This is a genomic window from Aporhodopirellula aestuarii, assembly GCF_023701485.1.
GTDB classification, from domain to species: Bacteria; Planctomycetota; Planctomycetia; order Pirellulales; family Pirellulaceae; genus Rhodopirellula; species Rhodopirellula aestuarii.
In genome coordinates this window covers 1-19932 of the sequence record NZ_JAMQBK010000057.1, presented here as the reverse complement: position 1 = coordinate 19932, position 19932 = coordinate 1, and the positions used below count along the sequence as shown (strand labels likewise).

Genomic DNA, 19932 nt, shown 5'->3' with positions numbered 1-19932 from the left:
TTCGCCTTTCACGTAGTCGAGCCGTTCAGGAGCACCGAGTGCAGACCAGGTCCGACATTCTCGGTCTCGGAGAGCCCGAGCTACGTGGAAAGCCCCGCCGTGCGTGGACAGCGGCGCCGTGCCGTTAGAATTCTGCTTCGATCGTTTCCTTCGAAGCGCGAGTTCCGAGTGCTCCCCATAAACCGTATGGGCTCTTCGAACCGGCAGTCGACGATGGCGGACCGGCAACACCTTCCCAACTCACCATCTGAGCTTGGCTGTTGCCAGCCTCGATCGAATCGGTGATGAACTTAACCGCTCCGTCACCCATCAGAACATGAACCCCGCCTTGGTGCCGACTACTCGGGCCGAAGACACCGGTACCTTGGTCGCCGTCAGCAGCCGTGATAAGGCCCGCGCTTGGAATGTTACTGGCGGCAGCGGTATTGCCGTGGATGTAACGAGTCGTCGACGCACAAACTGCGGAGTTGGGCGGCAGGATGGTTGTCATCCCCGTATAAAGCGGCAGAGCCGAGGCCCATTTGTAACCACGTCCCATGGTCGAACTCGTCTTGCCCAAGTTATCCGTTGCCGTCGCCCAGAATTGCGGACGGTTCGGATCGGTACCGGCTTGGCATAGCGACGGGTTGCCACCGAGCGTGGAGGCAGTCGTTGGAACGCCAATGCCGACGGTCAAGAACTTTGCATCGGTACGAGTGTCACGGTCGCCGAGGTCCGTCGCGATTTCACCCATCATCACGGTGTTAGCAAGTCCGTCGAGAACATCGCGGAACTTTGTTTGATACCGAGTCACGTAAACACCCCGGTCGGCCGCGCGTGAACGTTCTGAGTACCCCTGAATATCAGTTAAAACGTGGCTCTTGGGCCCTACCATCTGACAATAGGCACTGTCACCCAAACAAGCGGCGTAGTTGGTCCGTCCCATCGCGGGCAGCCCGGTTCCTGGATCACTCGGGCAACGCAACGCAGGGATGTTGGTCATCCAAGGCCCATAGCCGATGTTTTGGGGGGTTGGTCCCATGGCGTACCAAGGATTCGGTCCCGAACCGCTCGTGTTCTGCAGTGGGTTGACAATCTGTTCCCAGACAGCCTGTTGTTCCATGAACGGCAGAAGGCCGACCAGCATGCTCAATTGAGACTTGTTTTCATCGTTATGCCCACCAAAACTCCAACGTGGGAGATACGTTCCTGTGCCGTGCTTGGGCAGTGCGTTGTAGGCACTGTGATAGTTGTGGACGGCCAGACCGAGTTGTTTGAAGTTGTTGCTGCAACTCATTCGGCGAGCGGCTTCGCGAGCAGCCTGCACGGCCGGCAGCAACAAACCAACGAGAACGCCAATGATGGCGATCACGACCAAAAGTTCCACAAGCGTGAAACCGCGAGCTTTTTGACTCTTAATCATCTTTAAATTTCCGATCCTATAAAACTGAAGAACAACAAACCGGACAGTTGGGAGAGTTCCCAAATTGTCCCCAACACTTACTCGTAAAACTTCCAGCGGCTTTCCTGTTGGGATCTCCACTCTTCGAAAAGCCAGAGTCCACGTCAGCTGCCCGTCCAAAAGCACGTGTCGCGGTGAAGGACGATTCACGCGAGCTTGTGATTCCGGCAAACCTAAGCGGCACCTGCGATCTGGAAAACTTGTGACAAGACGACACCAAATCCGCAGTTTCGACTTCCCTGCTAAACCATATTGTATAACAATAACACAAGTCAATCAATCCCTTATTTGCAGGAGAACGGCGAAATGAAACGTTTTATGTGTTTTTTGTGTCTAGGTATGGCGATGTGCTCCGCACTCCCGGGCTGTGGCGATTCGAGCCCACAGAACGCTTACGACGGAGCGAGCGAACAAGAAATTGCTGACTTCAAGGCGCAGTACGCCAAGGACCAAGCCCGGCAGGAAGCGGAAGCCAAAGCGATGGCGGGCAAGTAGAGATCAGCCGCAGCGTACGACTGGAAGCGGCGGCATTTTCATTAACCGGCGTCGCGGACTTAGCGTCCACGCTTCGCGATTTGGCCGATTCGAATGGAAGCTGAATCAGCCACCCGCTTCCGCCATGAGACGAAAAAAGCCCCGTCGGACTTAGTTCGACGGGGCTTTTTTCATTCAGAGCGGAGGACACGAGACTCGAACTCGCAGCCCCTTACGGGGTACCTCAGTTCCAGTGAGGCCGCTCACCAATTCGCTTATCCTCCCGGTTCGACCTGGTTGGCACAGCAGCCATACCCGGTCAGGTCCATGGGAACGGTGACGTTTCCCTTGGACAGTCGTCATTTTGCTCTAACTCTCCGATTTTCGCAACCGCCCGCGAGTGTGAAACGAGACTTGCCCAAAAAGGCCTGCAATAAAACAGCGTCTCGCGCGGCGGTCTCGCCAAGGCGGCGTAAAACCGCTTTAACCCGCAATTTATCGGGGCCACAACCACGAAAAAGTGAGTTTTTTGTCGCAGCGCGTTTGCGTTTCGCTACAATCGAGTGGCCGGGCCGGGGTGGTCCGATTCATGTCTCGGGTATGAAAAGCCCTAGCATGACGGGTACGAAACTCATTCATTTAGGATGGCACCCATGCGGGACGACACTCCGCCAAATCCGCGCGATGAAGCTTTGCAACCACGTGAATTGGTCGCATTTCGCTTGAAAATGCCGGTTCCGGACACAGGCCATTTGGTGTCGTGCGATGGGTTGCAAAGCGACGTGACTCCTCCTCCGATCACGCCAGCCGAAACCACCGATTCGCTCCGCGCGGCGTTCCCGGAAGCACCACCCGTCGAACAAACATCCGTCGCGGCGCAGGTTGAAAGAGGCCAATCGTCATTAGCGGAATCGGAGCTCGATGCCCCTTTGGCTGATGCCTCTTTGCCCGATGAACCGGCTCTCCCACCGGCCCCCACGGCAGACGTCATCTCGCCTGTCAAAACAGGCCCCAATCCGATCATTCAAAGCATGACGTTGATCGCTTCGATGATCGTGATGCTTCTGATTGCACGATTCAGCGTTCCCCGCATTGTCGAAGAAATTCGCTATTCCTGGCACCGGGGCGAACTCCGGGCCGAGTATGAAACCGGTGGCGAAGGATTAAAAAACGTTTCGCTCGATTCGCTCAGCCGGGCTTACGAGATGGTGACGTCGCGGGTCGGCCCTTCCGTGGTGCATATCGAAGTGCAACGCAAACCCGCTCCCAATGACGAACAGATGCATCGGTTGCTCGGCGGTGAAATGTTCGGCATGTCGGACCAAGGCAGCGGTGTCGTTGTGGACGCAGATGGATATATCCTGACGAATCGACACGTCATTGCCGACGGCGATTCGATCTCCGTGACGCTAGGCGATGGCCGCCGCATGCCCGCGAGAGTCATCGGATCGGATTCCCTCACCGATTTGGCCGTCTTAAAAATCGAAGCTGACCGATTGATGCCGCTAAAGTGGGGCGACAGCGACTCACTCCGAGTCGGCTCGCCGGTTTGGGCGGTCGGCAGTCCTTTCGGGCTGGACCGGACGGTCACGTTCGGAATCCTCAGCGGCAAGCATCGTTGGGTCCGCGCGGGTGAGCAATACGGGGCCAGCGGACGGTATCAGGATTTCATGCAAAGCGACGTGGCCGTCAATCCGGGCAACAGTGGTGGACCGCTCGTGGACGCCAAAGGAACCTTGGTCGGTATCAATACGGCAATCGTCGGAGACACGTACCAAGGCGTTAGCTTCTCAATTCCCAGCAATCTCTCGCGGCAAATCTACGAGTCGATCCGCTCGACCGGACGCGTTCAAAGAGGTTATCTCGGGGTGAGCTTAGACGAGGTCCCAGACGATCTGCTGACCAGCGAAAACACTCGCGTGCGAGGGGCACTGATCACCGGCATCGCGGGCTCCAGTTCTCCGGCGGGAGTGGCCGGCGTGCTTAACGGTGACGTTGTGCTGCGGGCCAATGGTGTCGAGATTCTTGACGTCGGACACCTGATGCGGATCGTCGGGAAAGCGGGAGCCGGGGCATCGCTCGTCTTAGACGTACGGCGTGACGACGCTGACGTTCAAGTCACGGTCGTCTTGGGCAGTCGCCCGTTTGAACTCGATCGGAACTAACCCACACCCTGCGACGCCGTATTTTCGTCGCATCTTCTCTTGGGCAGAAGGCGAACGGGTCACCCGCCCAGCGGACACATCACGTGGCCGGTTTTATCGACGTGGCGTTTGCCACTGAACCGGACGATCCGCCGAAGAGAATGCTGGCTGATTCGCGGCCGGGGCGGATTCCGCCAATCCACCGCCAGAAATCGGTTGGGTCATGATCGGCGTGTTGAATTGCTGAACCTGTGGGTTGGATGCCTGCGGTGCAAATCCATCCGATCCGTAATTCGACTGAGGCATCAACTGCGTGGCCGGGTATTGACCGGGTAGGTTCGTTTGCGGTTGATAGCCTTGGATGCTGGGTGCTGGCTGGTAGGACGGCGTGTTGAACTGGCCCGATTGGTTATTGAAGCCGACGGTACCACGATATCCCGGAGGTGCCGGAGCGTTAGTGAGATCATTGACCGGCATGCCGCCCATCCGGAGCCCCAAGTTGCTGCCAGAGAGATCCATCTGTGGATTGATTGCGAGGTTTTGGTTGGTGCTCGTCTCCATCCAACCCGATCCGACGGGCGTATCGGATGGTGAGGAAGGCACTCCACCGGCAACGGCGATCTGATTTCCGCCTTGATCGTTGTAGCTCATCTGCTGCAGACCAGAGGGAGCGTAATTGGCGGGCGTATTGTTGTAGGTGCTTCCGGCCAAAACATTCGGACTGCCATACGATCCGGTCGCCGGAGGCGGAACCCGAGCCGACGCACCAAACGGCCCGAGTGCCGGCAGCGTAGGTCCAGCGATGGGCGTCTGCCCAGGCAATTGCGTGATCGGGGCGATGCCGGACGATCCGCCCGGACCTCCCGCTTGCTGACATCCGGTCGAAACAAGTGCGGCCGCGATCCCAAACGCGGCGAAGCCACGCATGGCAGCATGCATCCGCATCCTTATTAAACGATCCACTCCCACACACGCACGCGAGATCGCGTCCGACGCGCGGCGAATCGTCAGGGACAGGTTGGAATATTTAGGTGTGATTAACTTCATCGGGATGCTTCCGATCGTTCAGTCGAGTGGGCTCGAGCGGCACGAAACTTCTTCGCATTCGCCTGGAAACATCGGCTTTAACAAATCTCGCCATTTTGTTGAAAGACCGTTTCGCTCATATGTCGCCTCGTAAGCATGCCTTGGAACAAGTGCATGTTCCCCCTGACACGGCGTGCCATTACTCAGACTGCACCGACGGTAATTTGGGCGATTTCCAATGCCCTGACTCGATCGAGAGGTCCTCTACCTCTTGGCCGCCCGCAGACTGCCGCAGCAAAAGATAGATACCGCCGATCATCGACCACAAAAAGATCACCGCGATCACCGCCGGCAGTACCGACAAACACTGCAGGAGAGGCAGATTCGACGGCCCAAAGGCCCCCGTCAGCCCATCGCCGACAAACAACACACAGGCCCAACCGGCGACCACGACGGAAGCGATAACCGTCGCAACTGCGATCAACAACACCAACTGCGGAAGACGGCGCAGCGTGTACTCATAACCTCGACTCAGCGAATCGATGGGATCCGCGTCCGGCTCAATCATCAACGCGGCCAACCCGAGAGGCGTCGCGAATTTACCGCCAAGAATCAACACCGCCGCAATCACGGTCGCGGGCAATACCACCGGCAGTGTGACCCAGCCGGCCCAATGCGAAACTTCTGAAGAACCGCTGACCAAAGCCGCCATCCAGGTCAGGCCTTCTGAAACGAGCCAGAAAAACGACGCGACCAGCGTTGGCAGAATCACAATCAGAAGCGCAGCGGGGATTCGGCGAAATACATCGCGAAACGTCGACAGGTACGACGGCATGTCACGGCCCGCCGTTAACACTGCTCCCACTCGCAACAGTGCCATCGCGGTCGGCAACCAGATCACGATCGTCCACGCAACCGTCTTCCAATCAAACGACAAAGGCGGGCAATCCCCACCCAGGTCAACCTGAAATACGGGTCCCGGGAAATAGCTTCGCGGCGGAACTCCGACGATGACATCACTCGGCAAAACCGCCGTCCGTACCGACGTCGAGATCAACGAACCGATCGAAACCTCGTCGCTGAGAATGCCGTCGTCCGAGCCGAGCCAGCTCAGCCCCGCGACCCACAACAAAAAAACGAGCAAGACGTGAGTCACCCACACCGGTCCGCCCGCCACGCGGCAAACACGAACCAGGCGCAGCCAAGGGAACACGTCGACCCAAGTGCGGACATGATCGAGCAATCGTTTTTCCGGCCCCTGGACGACTTTTCCGTCCGTTCGCAGCGAAAGGTGGGGGGAATCGGGATTTGTATCGGATGGGTCGTCGGTCGTGTCGGCGTCGTTATTCATCACCCTAGTATTGGCGACGCGGCGTCGATTGCCGAGAGGGATGCCAATCGCTCGCTTCGGGCATCACATCCCACCGCGGCAAGGCGTCCCGCTCGATCGATTCGACGCAGACGCGGCAAATCGGTGCCGGCAGGCTCGAACGGGCGATCGCGATCTCCGCCACCATCCGCGATGACCGAGAATCTCCTACGGATTCATCAACCGATGGCTCCGCCGCTGATGCTTGGGGCGCGACCACGGCGTACCACACCGGCGAGACATCTTTCATCCCATCGACGGTAGCCCGACGCGTCCCATCGGGTTTCAGCTCGAATTGCAGCGAAGTGAAATAGTCCCCGTCGCAATCCAAATAGATCCGCAATCCCGGTGAATCGTCCGAAAAGATCCCGAAGTAAACATAGTCATCGTCTGCCACACACTTGGTCGTCATCCCGCCGCGTCTCCAGGTATCCGCGTTCACCCAACACGCATCATCATCGCGGGCGTCGAGCAGGGGACGGTCAAGCGTTCTGGGCAGCTGATACCGCGGGGCGTGAGAAGATGCCTGTCCCGCTTTCTCGTGTTGTTCGTCAAACTCGGATTCCGGTGAAACAACACCGCGCCGCGGAGTCGCAACTTTTCTCTTCACCGCCATCGATTCAATGCCGCGGGCGCCCATCACCACGGGGTGATAATCCCAATTGATTCTCGCCGGAATGTTCTCTTGCCCGGATTCAGCAGCCTGCGACTCGCCATCGGCGCGCATGGACGAAAGTGGTGTCGCGAACGCATGCGAAGCTCGCGTGGTCTGCCAGACGGTGTGTTTGGTTTCAGGAACGAGAATACGAGGCGGAGCGGAAACTCCCGCACCAACATGCGACTCATACGACGCGGGTGCGATTTGGAAAGGCGAAATCGGCTGGCCACCTTTGACCTCATAACCGCTGTTTTTCACCTGGTCATGATTAACGGGTTGACCATCTTTGACTCCACCCACACCCTTCTCCGGTGCAGGGAATGGCAATTCATCAGTCGCCGCGATCCGCGACACGCCCGTATTGAATTGCCGGCGACGTGCGATGCTAGTGAGTGGTTCGCTCACTTTCCGCTCGACGCTGGTCGACATCGCACCATTGGCCAAGTCTGCCCAACGCCGTATCGATGACGGCTGTGCGTGTCGTGACAACAAGCCGAGCAGAACTTGTTTTACCGAAGCCGCGTTCTGCCCCGCATTGGACGACTCCGTCATCACTTCCCAGAGCAATCGCGTTCGATCGTCGGGCGCCGTGACAGCGAGCAATTGTTCGATTTGCAATTTGAGTCGCGAAGAATCGACCGGAGAGCGTGATCCGCTCGCCGCACCGCGTAGTTCTTCTCGAAGTCGCGCGGTTTGATTGATACGCGCGGTGGTGATTTGCAAGCGGCGGTGCGATGCCGTTTGCGTTTCACTTTCATCGCGATTCTGTCCCGCAGCCAAAGCGATCCCGGCGGCGAGCGAGACGTCGCGTCGAACGCTGCCCGATGAGTCCTCGAGCGTCGCGACCTCAATCCCTGAGGACAAAACGGTTCCGGGGGAGGCGAGCATCAAGGCATCCATCGCGAGATCACTTGCCAGAATTCCTGGACCGGTCAACAACGCGTTGCCCCGGAGCACAGACGCGTGACTCCACGCGCGTTGCCATTGCGGACTCGCCGCTGTAGATGAAGAGGATTCGCCAGCGCGGCGAGTCAGAACGATCCGACGCGGCCCCGACCAATCATTCGCGGCTGTCAGATCCGCCGCCGAGCCGGTTGATGTGAACGTGCGGACGCGGACTTGCTCGATCGCGTGAAGCCATGCTTGGCGCACCGAGGGGTGCAAACTCTCGTCGAGCACCACAACGACGGGTTGATGCTCACGCAACAGACCACGCCTTCTGGCCTCCGCCTCACTCGTCGCCGCGACCGCCGTTGGCGAGCCCGAAATTGCAGGACGACAACGCCCCACATCCGACACCCCCATCATCGCAGCTGCGGCGCGGCATCGATCGAGTTGTTTCCGTTCGACCGCTGAGAAGTCATCGTCGCCGCTGAGAGCGGCCCGATCGTCGTCGAGCAGGATCGCGGTCCGGCGGTTTTCCTGCAACGTCTCGCGGCCCACAATCGCCCAGGGGACCGTCGCTGGCGAGGCTGCGATGAACAACACCGCCGTGCTACGACCTTGCCCACGAACGGATCGCCAATGAGTTTCGTCGGCCTGCCGACGAAAAATTCGGCCATGCGAGGTAACCGCAATCTGAGACGATGTTGGTGTGTCACAACGATCGTGAATGCGGATCGATCCCGATGCGGTTGGGATGGTCATGGCGGTCCCATGATCGGAAACCACTTTGGCAACCTGCTGGCCTGACGCGGGCAACATCTCTTCCACCCACGTCTCACCACCGTCGTAGCTGCCAAAACGGTTCACGCCGCTGGCCTCCGACGGGTCACCGATCGCTTCGAGAGCACCGCGGGCACCGAGACGGACTTTTCGCATCCGCGGCAGTTCGTGGGCATCGGCCAAATACCAGGTTTCGCCCGCATCGTGGCTCAGCACACAGACGCCGCGGCTGATCCCTGTCACCGGTTCGTACCCACCACCGACCACGATGACATCGCGAGGTGACACCCAAAGGACGTCGGAAAACTCACAAAACGGGATCGGCACAAGATCGCTGGAGCTGCGACCGCGGCCGCTCCCTCGTTGACTGCCCGAGCCGAAAAGGTCATTCAATCGACCGCTCGAGCCACGAGGTTGCTCATACTCACTCTCGCGGGACACATGCACATACTCGACCGGCCACCACGAATCACCTCCGTCGTCGCTGCGCAGGATCGTGCCGGCGTCACCGACGGCGATCCCGATGGTGTCCGGTGCCCGCTGGGGTTCGTTGTAAGAAACCGAGCGGCTTGGCGGGGGGGCGTTTCGATCCAGCGGCGAAAACGCGACGGCCCGCAAGCAACTGCTCGCCCGGATCTGCGATGGCGAAATATAAGCGGGTTGCAGCGAGATGCTCGCCAAATCGAGACTCTCCACGTCCGCGGCCGCCACCTCGTTTGCCGACATCGCAAATAAGCTGCAAAAGAACAGAGTCGCGACGGCCGATCCGAGCCGGGTCCGCGTGCGGCTAGGTTGGCCTTCGTGGCAGCAATTTAGAAGATCGATGATCATGACAGCATTCCCCGCACGGTCGCGGCGGCGATCAGGAACAGTGCCCAGCCGCAGATCAAGTTGACACTCATCAGGGTCAAACTCACCGCCGTACGTCCTTCGGTGCCGAGCACGGCGGCGTCACCGATCAGGGTACTAAAAGTCGTCAAACTGCCCAAAACTCCGACCCGGAATGCGAGCATCATTCGTGGGCTCAATGGCGTCTCGCCGACCGCTGCGAGGGTTTCTGCCCACTGAAAAAGCGCCCCTAACAGCAGACAGCCACTTAAATTCGCGATCGTGGTCGCAAAGCTGGCTCCCCCACCCACTAGGTGGCTGACACCTGCGATAAAGCCCGATAGCGGGGACTCGGTGCACAACAGCGTCAATAGATAACGGCACAAAGCGCCTAAACCGCCACCAATTGCGACCGCGAATAGGTTCATCGACCAACCGATCATGGACACTTCCCTGTTTTCACCATTGTCAGTTCGCTGCGTGGAATTTACTTTGAGAGGTCAAGAATCGGAAGTTTTCTCAGTTCAGGGCAAGGTCCATCGGGACCGATCCTTGTCAAACTGGCTAGAATTCTTTTCGCACTCCCCACAGATCCTCTACTATTCATTCGAAAGAAACCGCTGATGAGTACCGCTTCGAGCACGTCTACCGCCACTGAGCAGCACGTGATGAACGGAGCCGATATCCTGGTCAAATCTCTGGTCGACCATGGTGTCGAAGTACTTTTTGCGTACCCCGGCGGGTGCAGCATGCCAATGCACCAGGCATTGACGCGATACGGCGATTCGATCCGCACCATCCTGCCACGGCACGAGCAGGGAGGCGCCTTTGCGGCCCAAGGTTACGCCCGCAGCACCGGAAAAATCGGTGTCGTGATGGCGACCAGCGGTCCGGGAGCGACCAACCTCGTCACCGCGATCGCCGACGCCAAACTCGACAGCATCCCGCTGCTGTGCATCACCGGCCAAGTCACGACCACCGCCATCGGCAGCGACGCGTTCCAAGAAACGCCCATGGTCGAGATCTGCCGCGGAATCACCAAACACCACTACCTCGTGACCGATATCGCGGATTTGCCGCGGATCATGAAGGAAGCATTCCACGTCGCGATGAGCGGTCGACCAGGTCCCGTGCTGGTCGACATCCCCAAAGACGTTCAATTGGGTGACACGGCGATCGACATGGACCCACCCATGGAATTGCCCGGGTACGACGCGTCGACGCCCTCGGTTCCGCCCGAAGCGATCCGCCAAATCGCCGCGGCCATCAAAATGGCCCGCCGTCCAGTGATCTATTCCGGTGGCGGAATCATCTTGGGCGAGGCCAGCGAGGAATTGCGAACCCTGATCGCCAAGACCGGAATCCCGACCGTGACCACGCTGATGGGACTCGGTTCGGTGGAACCGGATAACCCGTATTCGCTCGATTGGCTCGGCATGCACGGTGCCGCCTACGCCAACTACGCCGTCAAAGATTGCGATTTGCTGATCGCGTTGGGCGTTCGGTTCGACGACCGGGTGACGGGCAAAGTGGAGGCCTTTGCCAAGGGTGCGAAGATTATCCACGTCGACATCGACGCCTCGGAACTGAACAAAAACAAGCAGGCTCACATCCCTGTTCGAGGTGACGTCAAACAGGTTTTGACCGAACTGAACCGGATCGTGCAAAAGCCGGATATCGCCGACTGGCAGAAACATTGCTCCGAATTGAAGGCGAAATACCCGCTCAAATACGACACCGAGTTCGATGGCATTCTGCAACAGCACGCCATCCGCACCCTCAGCGACCTGACCGCCGATCGCGAGACCTACATCACCGTCGGCGTGGGCCAACACCAGATGTGGGCGGCTCAGTTTTATAAATTCCGCCAACCGCGAACCTGGATGAGCAGCAGCGGTTTGGGCACGATGGGCTTTGGACTTCCCGCCGCCATGGGCGTTCAAGCGGCCCATCCGGGAGCCCTTGTCGTCGACATCGACGGCGACGGAAGTTTCCAAATGAACATCCAGGAACTCGCCACGTGCTTCTGCGAAGAACTGCCCGTGAAAATCCTGTTGCTCAACAACCAACACCTCGGCATGGTGGTCCAGTGGGAAGACCGGTTCATGGAACGCAATCGCGCTCACACCTACCTCGGCCCCATCCACCACGACGAAGCCAAAGGCAAAAGTTCCGCTGACCGCTTCCAATACGCCACCGACCGCTACCCGAACTTCGTGCAGATCGCGAAGGGATACGGTTGTGGCGCCGCCACCGTCAAACGCAAAGCGGACCTGGAGGGAGCACTCAAAGAAATGCTCGACTCCAAAGGCCCCTTCCTGCTCGACGTGGAAGTTCCGTACCAAGAACACGTGTTGCCCATGATCCCCGGCGGTGCCACCGTCGATGATATGATTTTGGATTGATACGTAGTTTGTGACTAATCTGTCTGGCGACCGCGCCCCTCCGCGGTCGACGCAGACCTTTTCGAATACCTCGAGTTGACATCCTGTGGACACAACGATTCCCGCTGATTCCGCTGGCGCCACACCTTCCCCCAAAATGCCCGTGTCGAATTCCGATGGCCCGACGAGCAACATCCCAGCCGATCAGGCTGGCGCGTCTACTGCCGGAAAAACGCGTCGAAAAGGCGTCCCCGAAGGCCTGTGGCTGAAATGCGATGGCTGCGGTGCGTCGCTGTATCGCAAAGAAGTCCAACAACAGCTCAACGTCTGCCCGAAATGCAATCACCATTTCTACGTCAGTGCGTGGGAACGGATCGCGCAAGTGCTCGACGAGGGCACGTTCGAGCCGATGAATGAGCAGTTGTTACCCACCGACCCGCTCGAATTTAAAGACCGCCGGTCTTATGCCGAGCGTCTCGTTAACGAACAAAAACGCACGGGATTGACCGACGCCGTTCTAACGGGCACCGGCATGATCCGCGCCCGCCGGGTCGCCTTCGCCGTCACCGACAGTGCGTTCATCATGGGCAGCATGGGCAGCGTCGTCGGCGAACGCCTGACTCGGCTGATTGAACGGGCAACCGAACAAAACTTGGCACTGATCATCATCAGCGCCAGCGGTGGAGGGGCCCGTATGCACGAAGGCATCCTCTCGCTGATGCAAATGGCCAAAGTCTCAGCGGCACTGGCGCGCTACCACGAGGCGGGCGGCTTGTTCATCAGCGTGCTGACCAATCCGACCATGGGTGGTGTTGCCGCCAGTTTCGCATCGCTGGGTGACCTCATTTTTGCCGAACCGAAGGCCCTGATCGGTTTTGCCGGCCCGCGGACCGTCAAAGCAACCATCGGAATTGAACTCCCCGAAGGATTTCAAACCAGCGAATTTCTGCTTGAGCATGGATATATTGATCGCATCGTGCATCGTCGGTCCCTGAAGACCGAGATCGCCAGCGTGATCGACTACTGCGGGAAATAAAGCCGTGAGCTTGCTCGATTCTCTTCGTGGAATGTTCTCCGGTGGCGGTCCGTCGTTGAAAAAAATCGACGTCGATGCCCGTTTTGCTCGCTCTCGCACCGCCGCCACGGGCACGATGAGTAACTTCTTCGTCGCCTACGACATCGAACGCAAGGAAGACGTCGGCGTCAAAATCCTCGATCCCGAAAAGTTCGAGCTGTTCGAAGCCCGGTTCAAAGGGCTCAACAAGCCGATGGAAGGCGAGATTGCGCTGCAAATGAAGCACGATTTGATCGTCAAAACGTACGAACATGGCGTGACGAGCAAAGGCGAGCGGATCATCGTGATGGAGTACATTCGCGGCCCGAGTATGCAGGACATTATCGTTCGCAAACGGCTCGAACTCATCGACGGCATGCAGCTGGTTTTGATGCGCGAGATGGCCGAAGCGCTCGCCTACGTGCACCGCAGCGGATTCATTCACCGTGACGTGTGCCCGCGAAACTTCATCTGCACCTTGCCGAGCAACAACCAGAAAGTCGTCTCGGGTGTGAAGCTGATTGATTTCGGATTGACCGTCCCAGCGACTGCACCTTTCATGGCGCCGGGCAATCGCACCGGCACGCCGCTGTACATGTCGCCCGAGATCGTTCGCCGCCGCCGCACCGACGCCCGAGTCGACGTCTTTTCGCTCGGCGTCACGTTCTATTGCTTGCTCACGTTCAGCCATCCGTGGCAAGGAGAAGTCGTCACGGGGCGAGCCGCCTTGCAACACGACACCACCGCTCCAACCGACCTGCTCGAACGATGCGATCGAGTCGACCCCCGCTTGGCACGGGTGATCATGAAAATGATTGAACCCAACGTGGATAATCGTTTGAAGTCGATCGACGAATTTCTTAACCTGACCGAAAAGGTTGAAACCGCGTTTGTGTCGTAGTATCCGGCTTCTCCACCTGGATTTCCTACCTCGCCACCGCCACGTCACACGTGGCTCTTCTCCGTGGTCGGATGCCTCCCAAGGTGCCGGCAACTGGCCCAAATAGGCGTTCTTTCTTCGGTTATTCGTCCAGAATCCTTTAGCTTTTCTGGAACTTTGCGTCGGAATAATCCGTCTAATCGGCACCGCTGCCATCTTTCTGGTCGTAGCCTCCCGCCAAACGTTGATAACCCGGGGGCTCTAGGTAAGATAGCGGTGCTATTCAGATTTTCGCACCAGCGATAAGATTTTGGATTACGCTATCCGCACCAACCGTAGGTACGGCGAGCGGAGCGACTTTTCCCCACCCCCTGACAGAACGCTTCGTCGGCGACGAGCACGCTGCCATCCTGGTACGAGCCTCCGAAATCCCCTCATCGACCAAGCCCATCACACCGAATTGCCGAGAAAACAGATGAAGAATCTGCGTCACCTCCTTCGCCGCGTGAATCCGACGAAGTCACGCCAAACCAGCGAAGTCCGGTCGCGTGGCCCGCTTTCCAATAAGCGTCGATTGCTCAGCGAAACACTCGAACGGCGGCAACTTTTGGCCGGTGATGTGGTTGTCGAACCGTCCGATGTCCCGGATTACACCGACGTCGATGACTACGCCATCGCTCACAACTATTGGAACAAATTCGACGTCAATAACGACGGTTACGTGACGGCGTTGGACGCCCTTCGCGTGATCAACTACATGAACGAATCGCCCGAAGGCGAACCAACCGGAGCTGGGGTGGAATACGCCGGTTTTGTTGACGTCAATGCGGACCACTTGGTCTCCTCGCTCGACGCGCTCCAGGTGATCAACCAACTCAACGGCGGTGAGGGTGCAGACGAAACTTTCGACGTTCGGCTGGAACTCACCCCGCGAAATCTTGACGACAGCGTGATTACGCAAACTGGCCAATACACCACTGATGCTGGTGGAACGGGCATTGAGTACACCGTCAACGAAGGGGACATCTTCAAACTCGAAATCGGAGTTCAAGACGGACGTTTCATCACACGGGAAGATTTCGGTGTCTTCCAAGTGGTCACGAACATTGTGGTTGGCCAGACCGGGGTGCTTGAACCCGCCGTCGGTGAAATCCAGGGTTTCGATTTCGACCGCTCAATTCTGTCGAATAATTCGGCGACCGACACGATCGAATTTTTCTTCGACGATGGCGATTCAGAAGTAATCCAAATGTCGGTCGGATCGTTCATCGCTGCACCTGACTCAGCTGTCGCCCAACGCATCAAAGACGCGATCATCGAGTTGACGAATGAACCAGGTGAATTGAACATCACCGCCGATGACATCGACGTCACTGCGTTCGCGGAGCCTGGTGCAGCACCCTACGAGGTTCGTGTTGAATACAACGGACTCGACTTTGCGGGCGTTGATATCCCAACCTTTCGAACTCGACTCACCGTCAATGGTGTTGAGCAGAACGTTGTCGTAATTGAAGAAAACGTGAAGGAAAATGGCGTGTTCAACGTCAACACGCTCGTGGGTAGGTACGAGACCTTCATGCGAAACCACCCTAACAACATTCCACCGGTCCCATCCATTAACGATGGCCTCGGGCCATTGATTTATGGCCAAAACCGGAACATCGGATCGTTCGATGTCAACGTGAACGGTGGCGGGACAGACATTTTCGATGAGGTCGGTACGCTCGGGCCTGTTGGCAACCTTCGTACTCTGATTCCGGGTTTCACCGGTACTGAGGTGTATGATGCCTTCAGCATTCCTGTCCGAGCAGTCAAGGCAGCGACAGATGTTGGCGTCAAACTCACCAAGGCAGAGCCACGCGCGGGTTTCGAAGGCATCCTTCTCTACGGAACTGATAACGGTAAAGAATCAGTTGCGTTGGAAGACATTCGACTGGACGAAGATGCCGAATTCCGACTCAATGTCACCGGCACACAAACCGGCATTACCGCCGCAAATGCGGACTTGCCGGTTCAAGAAGATGACCCCGATGGTGAAACCGTTCAACTGAGCGTAACCGCTTTGTCCGGCGAAACACCGACGTACGCGGTTACGAACTCAACGACCAATCTCGGTGTCGCCTCGATTAGCAGTACGGGCGTCTTCACCTACACCCCGAACGAGAACGCGTTCGGAACGGACCTAGTCACATACACAGCGACGACCGCAACGGACGGGACCGCCACAGCAACCGTCACCGTCACGATCGCAGCTGTCAACGACCCTCCAATCGCAAACGATGACCCGTCCACCGGCACCTTGTCGGTCGATGTCGGTGACAGCATCTTGATTTCCGTTCTCGCCAACGATGACGCCGGCGGGAATTTTACCGAATCACTCAGCGAATTATCGATTGCTGGCACGACTAATCCGACGCGTGGATCGATCACCGTCGAAGGTAATCAAATTCGCTACACCCCAAGCGGCGGCGTGGTTTCGGGAACGGACACATTCACCTACACCATCACTGACGGTGAATTCACATCCGCCAGCGCGACCGTCACCGTCAATGTTGTCAACAACCAAGCCGGCGTTTCGGCTGGCGATAAGAGTATCACGATCGATGAAGACAATAGTAGTGTTGGTGGAGCGGCAACGAGCGAAGTGCTGGTCGCCGACCTCGGTGGCGCCGATGCAGGGCTGATTACGGTTAATACGGGCACCGGTTTCACACTCAACAGCGCCCAGGTCACCTCGGGACTCGGGACGGTTAGGGTTTCCGGTAATCAGATTCTGTACACACCGGCCCAAGACGATTTTGGTACCGCCACAATCACCTACAATGCGAGCAACGCCGACGGCGGTGACGACGGCATCATTAACGTGACGATCACTTCGGTCAACGATCGCCCCGTGGCAACCAATCTTGATTTTGCGGTCAATGAGGGCTCCTCCCGTACGATCAACGTGCTCCAGCCTGGTGGCGGACAAACGCCACCATCGGATGTCGAAACTCCGACCGAAAATCTGCTGGTGAGTTTGGCACCCGGATTTTCATCTCCGCTGGGAACCGTCCAGGTGGTCAACAATCAGATCGTTGTCACTTCGACGGCCACGGCAGCACAGGGGAATTTCGCGTTTCAATACCGTGTCACTGACGCCAACGGTGCGGTATCCGACAATGCTTCGATCAGTATCAACATCGTCGACGTTCAGGACGCGCCCGTTGCCGGTGACCGCACCGAGCCCGCTGTCAACGAAGGCGCTCAAACAATCACCGTTGATTTGAGCACTTTGACGACGGTCGAGGGAAATGTTCCTCTCACGTTCAGCATTGAATCACAGGCCAGTTTCGGTACTGCGAGCGTCAGCGGCACTAACTTGCTCTTCACGCTGGGCCCCGACGAAAACGGTATCGGAGGAGAAGTTGTGTACCGAGCCGCAATCACTGCGGACCCCACCTCCTTCGATCTGGGGACGGTCACCTTCACGGTCAACGCAGTCAATGATGCTCCGACCCTCGGAACGATCGACGACCAGACGGTACAGGAAAACGGTTTCGTTGATATCGATGTGCTCGCAAAGGCGTCTGACCCTGAGAACGACGTTCTCACCATCGAAGTTGTCAACCAAGGCACCAAGGGGGTCGCAAGTGTCGTCAACGGTCTGCTTCGCTATCAAACCAACACCGACGCAGTCGGTGCGGACTCCCTCCAGGTACGTGTGACGGATCCGAGCACCGCCGCCTCGAACACACAAACAATCAACATCAATATCATTGATGTTATCCTCGCGCCTGTCGCCAGCCCTGGCACATTGAACGCGGTCGAAGACGGTGCAAACGTGACGCTGAACCTCGCTCCGCTTGTGAATGCTCAAGCAGGCAACGTGACGTTCACCATCACGCAACCCGGAGCCGGTTCGGCATCGGTCAGCAATGGCATCTTGACCTACGATCCGGATGCCGATTTCTTCGGCCAAACTTCGCTGACCTACACCGCGGCGAACGCCCTGGGCACCTCCACCAACACGATCACCATCAACGTCAGTGCAACCAACGACGCACCGATCGCCGTGGACGACTCTGTTGACGTGATCAAGAACATTGCCAAACCAATCAATGTGCTCGCCAACGACACACCAAACCCCGGTGGAGAAACCGACACGATCACCGTGACGGTCGCTGCGGGCGATGGGCCGTCCCACGGAACGATTTCGATCACCAATAACATCATCACCTACACCCCGAACACCGATTACTCCGGACCGGATTCATTCATCTACACCGTCAGCGACGGTCAAGGCGGATCGGACACGGCAACGGTTACGATCGATGTTAAGAACTTCATCCCATCGGAAGTCACCGGACAACTCTATCTGGATTCGATCACCAACCTTAGCCAAGTGATCACCAATGGTGCGACGCCGCAACGAAGCGGTGCCTACGAACCAGGCGAAACGACGTTGGCTGGTGTGCGGGTTCAACTGACTGCGGTCGGTGGTGCATCGGGATCGAGCTTTACCGCCGTGACGGATACCCGCGGCCGGTACACGTTCGACAACGTCCCACCAGGAAATTACGAAATCCGCTACAACCTGCCACCGGGCATGAAGGTCAGCGGTCCAGGAGCTACTGGCGTGATCCCCGTCACCGTACCTGAGACCGGCGGACTCGTTGGTGACAACGCCCTCCAAGGCAACTTCAACATCGAGAGTTTAGGAACGTACATCACCTCGGGACGCAATGTCGTCTCGACCCCACCGGGAACCGAGAACCTGCCCGATACGATCACCCCTGGTGAAATGTCGACGTTCTTCTTCACCGCCACCCCCGAAAACGTTTTGATCCAAAACACCGTTTTGGTCGGCCGGGACTTCGGTGACGCCAAGTTCGTCGAATTGCTGATCAACCAGCAACGTGACGAAGCGTTACTCGTGGTTGTTGACGACGACCTCAATGTGGAATCGGCGGTCGTTCGCAAAGAGCGGTTCATGCTCATGGCAAACGGTTCCGACGTCGCCGTTGAACTGTTCGGTGGGCTCAACGACTTCGTGTTCGAAGATGTCGACTCGATCACGGATATCACCAGCGATTACCCTGAGTACGCAGCTGCGATCGACGAATTGTTCAGCAATCTGTAATCGCCCCGGGTAACACGACACTCTCGATTGTTCGCAATCACCGCAAAATCGCCGTTCGAGATCACTCTCGGACGGCGATTTTCGTTTGGCCCCGCCGGGCGGTTGAAACGCCTACGCCCTGATCCAACACGAGCAATCTAGGGTCCAGATGTGCCGATTATGCCATCGCAGAATAGCATGTCGCCGCGAGGAACCAAAAAACGGGAGGCGACAGAACCGGTTGGAAACGTCACGCCAAAGCAAAACCTATTAATTGAATTGATATCGGTTTTGCGTATCGCGTTTCCTACCCTTCGGATCATCCGCATCGCCCATGAGCGGCACCCTGACGACCAACTCGAATTGGGCCAACCCGGCTCACGCAGAGGATGCAGCATGCCCGCTGGATGCTGAACCAGGGTTTTGTGGCCTGCCACCCGCTCGCGATGACGATTTGACACATCTGCTGAGCCGGGCTGCGTTTCACGAAGCACTGATGCAGCGTTTCAGCTCGCTCCGTGAGGGCGAAGAGTTCGCATTGCTACTACTTGCCCTCGATCGGTTCCGAACCGTCAACGAGACGCTCGGGCATGATATCGGTGACGAGGTCCTTCGTGCGGTTGCCCACCGGCTTCAGCACACCATTCGTCAAAGCGATAGGGTCGGACGACTTGGTGGAGACGAGTTCGCCGTCCTGCAAACAAGTGGCCGCCAACCGGTCGCGTCGCGGATGTTGGCCCACCGAATCATTGATCTCCTACGCGAGCCCTTTTTCATCGGTGGTCAAACGATTCACGTCGGCGTGAGCATCGGTGGCGTGGTCGCACCCTACGACGCGGACTCCGCCGAAAGCCTCCTGCGTGGCGGCGGCATGGCCCTGTGTCGCTCTAAGGAGCCGTTCGGAAATA

12 protein-coding genes and 1 tRNA gene are annotated in these 19932 nt (G+C 57.8%); 7 read left to right on the top strand and 6 right to left on the bottom strand.

Features of this window, described 5'->3' with window-relative positions; translation table 11 throughout:
* Nucleotides 1-124: 124 nt before the first annotated feature.
* Nucleotides 125-1402 (bottom strand): DUF1559 domain-containing protein, encoded by a 1278-nt coding sequence (locus NB063_RS19830; protein WP_250930503.1) that lies wholly within the window; start codon nt 1400-1402, stop codon nt 125-127.
* 345 nt (nt 1403-1747) lie between these two features.
* On the opposite strand from NB063_RS19830, the gene NB063_RS19825 reads away from it, so the two are divergent.
* Nucleotides 1748-1936, top strand: coding sequence for a hypothetical protein (locus NB063_RS19825; protein ID WP_250930502.1), 189 nt, complete (start codon nt 1748-1750; stop codon nt 1934-1936).
* Nucleotides 1937-2116: 180 nt separating this feature from the next.
* Here NB063_RS19825 and NB063_RS19820 read toward each other — a convergent pair.
* Nucleotides 2117-2199: transfer RNA gene (locus NB063_RS19820), tRNA-Ser, on the bottom strand.
* 360 nt (nt 2200-2559) lie between these two features.
* Here NB063_RS19820 and NB063_RS19815 point away from each other — a divergent pair.
* The gene (locus NB063_RS19815) at nt 2560-4080 is read left to right on the top strand and encodes a S1C family serine protease (RefSeq protein ID WP_250930501.1); all 1521 of its coding nucleotides are present in this window, start codon (nt 2560-2562) and stop codon (nt 4078-4080) included.
* Between the two features lie 93 nt (nt 4081-4173).
* On the opposite strand, the gene NB063_RS19810 is transcribed toward NB063_RS19815, so the two are convergent.
* The 4 genes from NB063_RS19810 to NB063_RS19795 all read right to left on the bottom strand — a co-directional run bounded on the left by NB063_RS19810 (nt 4174) and on the right by NB063_RS19795 (nt 10048).
* Nucleotides 4174-5106, bottom strand: coding sequence for a hypothetical protein (locus NB063_RS19810; RefSeq protein ID WP_250930500.1), 933 nt, complete (start codon nt 5104-5106; stop codon nt 4174-4176).
* A gap of 178 nt (nt 5107-5284) precedes the next feature.
* The gene (locus tag NB063_RS19805; protein WP_250930499.1) at nt 5285-6436 is read right to left on the bottom strand and encodes a hypothetical protein; all 1152 of its coding nucleotides are present in this window, start codon (nt 6434-6436) and stop codon (nt 5285-5287) included.
* Nucleotides 6437-6440: 4 nt separating this feature from the next.
* On the bottom strand, nt 6441-9608 hold the full coding sequence (locus NB063_RS19800) for a DOMON domain-containing protein (protein ID WP_250930498.1): 3168 nt from the start codon (nt 9606-9608) through the stop codon (nt 6441-6443).
* On the bottom strand, nt 9605-10048 hold the full coding sequence (locus tag NB063_RS19795; protein ID WP_250930497.1) for a fluoride efflux transporter FluC: 444 nt from the start codon (nt 10046-10048) through the stop codon (nt 9605-9607). Before NB063_RS19795 ends, NB063_RS19800 begins: the two co-directional genes overlap by 4 nt.
* Nucleotides 10049-10228: 180 nt before the next feature.
* Between NB063_RS19795 and ilvB the strand changes: the two genes are divergently transcribed.
* The 5 genes from ilvB to NB063_RS19770 form a co-directional block, all read left to right on the top strand.
* On the top strand, nt 10229-12010 hold the full coding sequence (ilvB, locus tag NB063_RS19790) for a biosynthetic-type acetolactate synthase large subunit (protein ID WP_250930496.1): 1782 nt from the start codon (nt 10229-10231) through the stop codon (nt 12008-12010).
* A 136-nt stretch (nt 12011-12146) separates the two neighbouring features.
* A complete protein-coding gene (gene accD / locus NB063_RS19785) occupies nt 12147-13025 on the top strand; it encodes an acetyl-CoA carboxylase, carboxyltransferase subunit beta (protein WP_250930557.1) in 879 nt (292 codons plus the stop codon).
* A 4-nt stretch (nt 13026-13029) separates the two neighbouring features.
* Nucleotides 13030-13944, top strand: coding sequence for a serine/threonine protein kinase (locus NB063_RS19780; RefSeq protein WP_250930495.1), 915 nt, complete (start codon nt 13030-13032; stop codon nt 13942-13944).
* 454 nt (nt 13945-14398) lie between these two features.
* The gene (locus NB063_RS19775) at nt 14399-19045 is read left to right on the top strand and encodes an Ig-like domain-containing protein (RefSeq protein ID WP_250930494.1); all 4647 of its coding nucleotides are present in this window, start codon (nt 14399-14401) and stop codon (nt 19043-19045) included.
* Between the two features lie 313 nt (nt 19046-19358).
* Nucleotides 19359-19932: GGDEF domain-containing protein (locus tag NB063_RS19770; RefSeq protein ID WP_250930493.1), on the top strand; the 574-nt coding region annotated here is incomplete at its 3' end.

Excerpts from the sequence above, each read along its gene's own strand:
- NB063_RS19795 (WP_250930497.1), bottom strand. The coding sequence starts at position 10,048 with ATGATCGGTTGGTCGATGAACCTATTCGCGGTCGCAATTGGTGGCGGT.
- NB063_RS19810 (WP_250930500.1), bottom strand. The coding sequence starts at position 5,106 with ATGAAGTTAATCACACCTAAATATTCCAACCTGTCCCTGACGATTCGC.
- NB063_RS19825 (WP_250930502.1), top strand. The coding sequence starts at position 1,748 with ATGAAACGTTTTATGTGTTTTTTGTGTCTAGGTATGGCGATGTGCTCC.
- accD (WP_250930557.1), top strand. The coding sequence starts at position 12,147 with ATGCCCGTGTCGAATTCCGATGGCCCGACGAGCAACATCCCAGCCGAT.
- ilvB (WP_250930496.1), top strand. The coding sequence starts at position 10,229 with ATGAGTACCGCTTCGAGCACGTCTACCGCCACTGAGCAGCACGTGATG.
- NB063_RS19800 (WP_250930498.1), bottom strand. The coding sequence starts at position 9,608 with ATGATCATCGATCTTCTAAATTGCTGCCACGAAGGCCAACCTAGCCGC.
- NB063_RS19805 (WP_250930499.1), bottom strand. The coding sequence starts at position 6,436 with ATGAATAACGACGCCGACACGACCGACGACCCATCCGATACAAATCCC.
- NB063_RS19830 (WP_250930503.1), bottom strand. The coding sequence starts at position 1,402 with ATGATTAAGAGTCAAAAAGCTCGCGGTTTCACGCTTGTGGAACTTTTG.
- NB063_RS19775 (WP_250930494.1), top strand. The coding sequence starts at position 14,399 with ATGAAGAATCTGCGTCACCTCCTTCGCCGCGTGAATCCGACGAAGTCA.
- NB063_RS19815 (WP_250930501.1), top strand. The coding sequence starts at position 2,560 with ATGGCACCCATGCGGGACGACACTCCGCCAAATCCGCGCGATGAAGCT.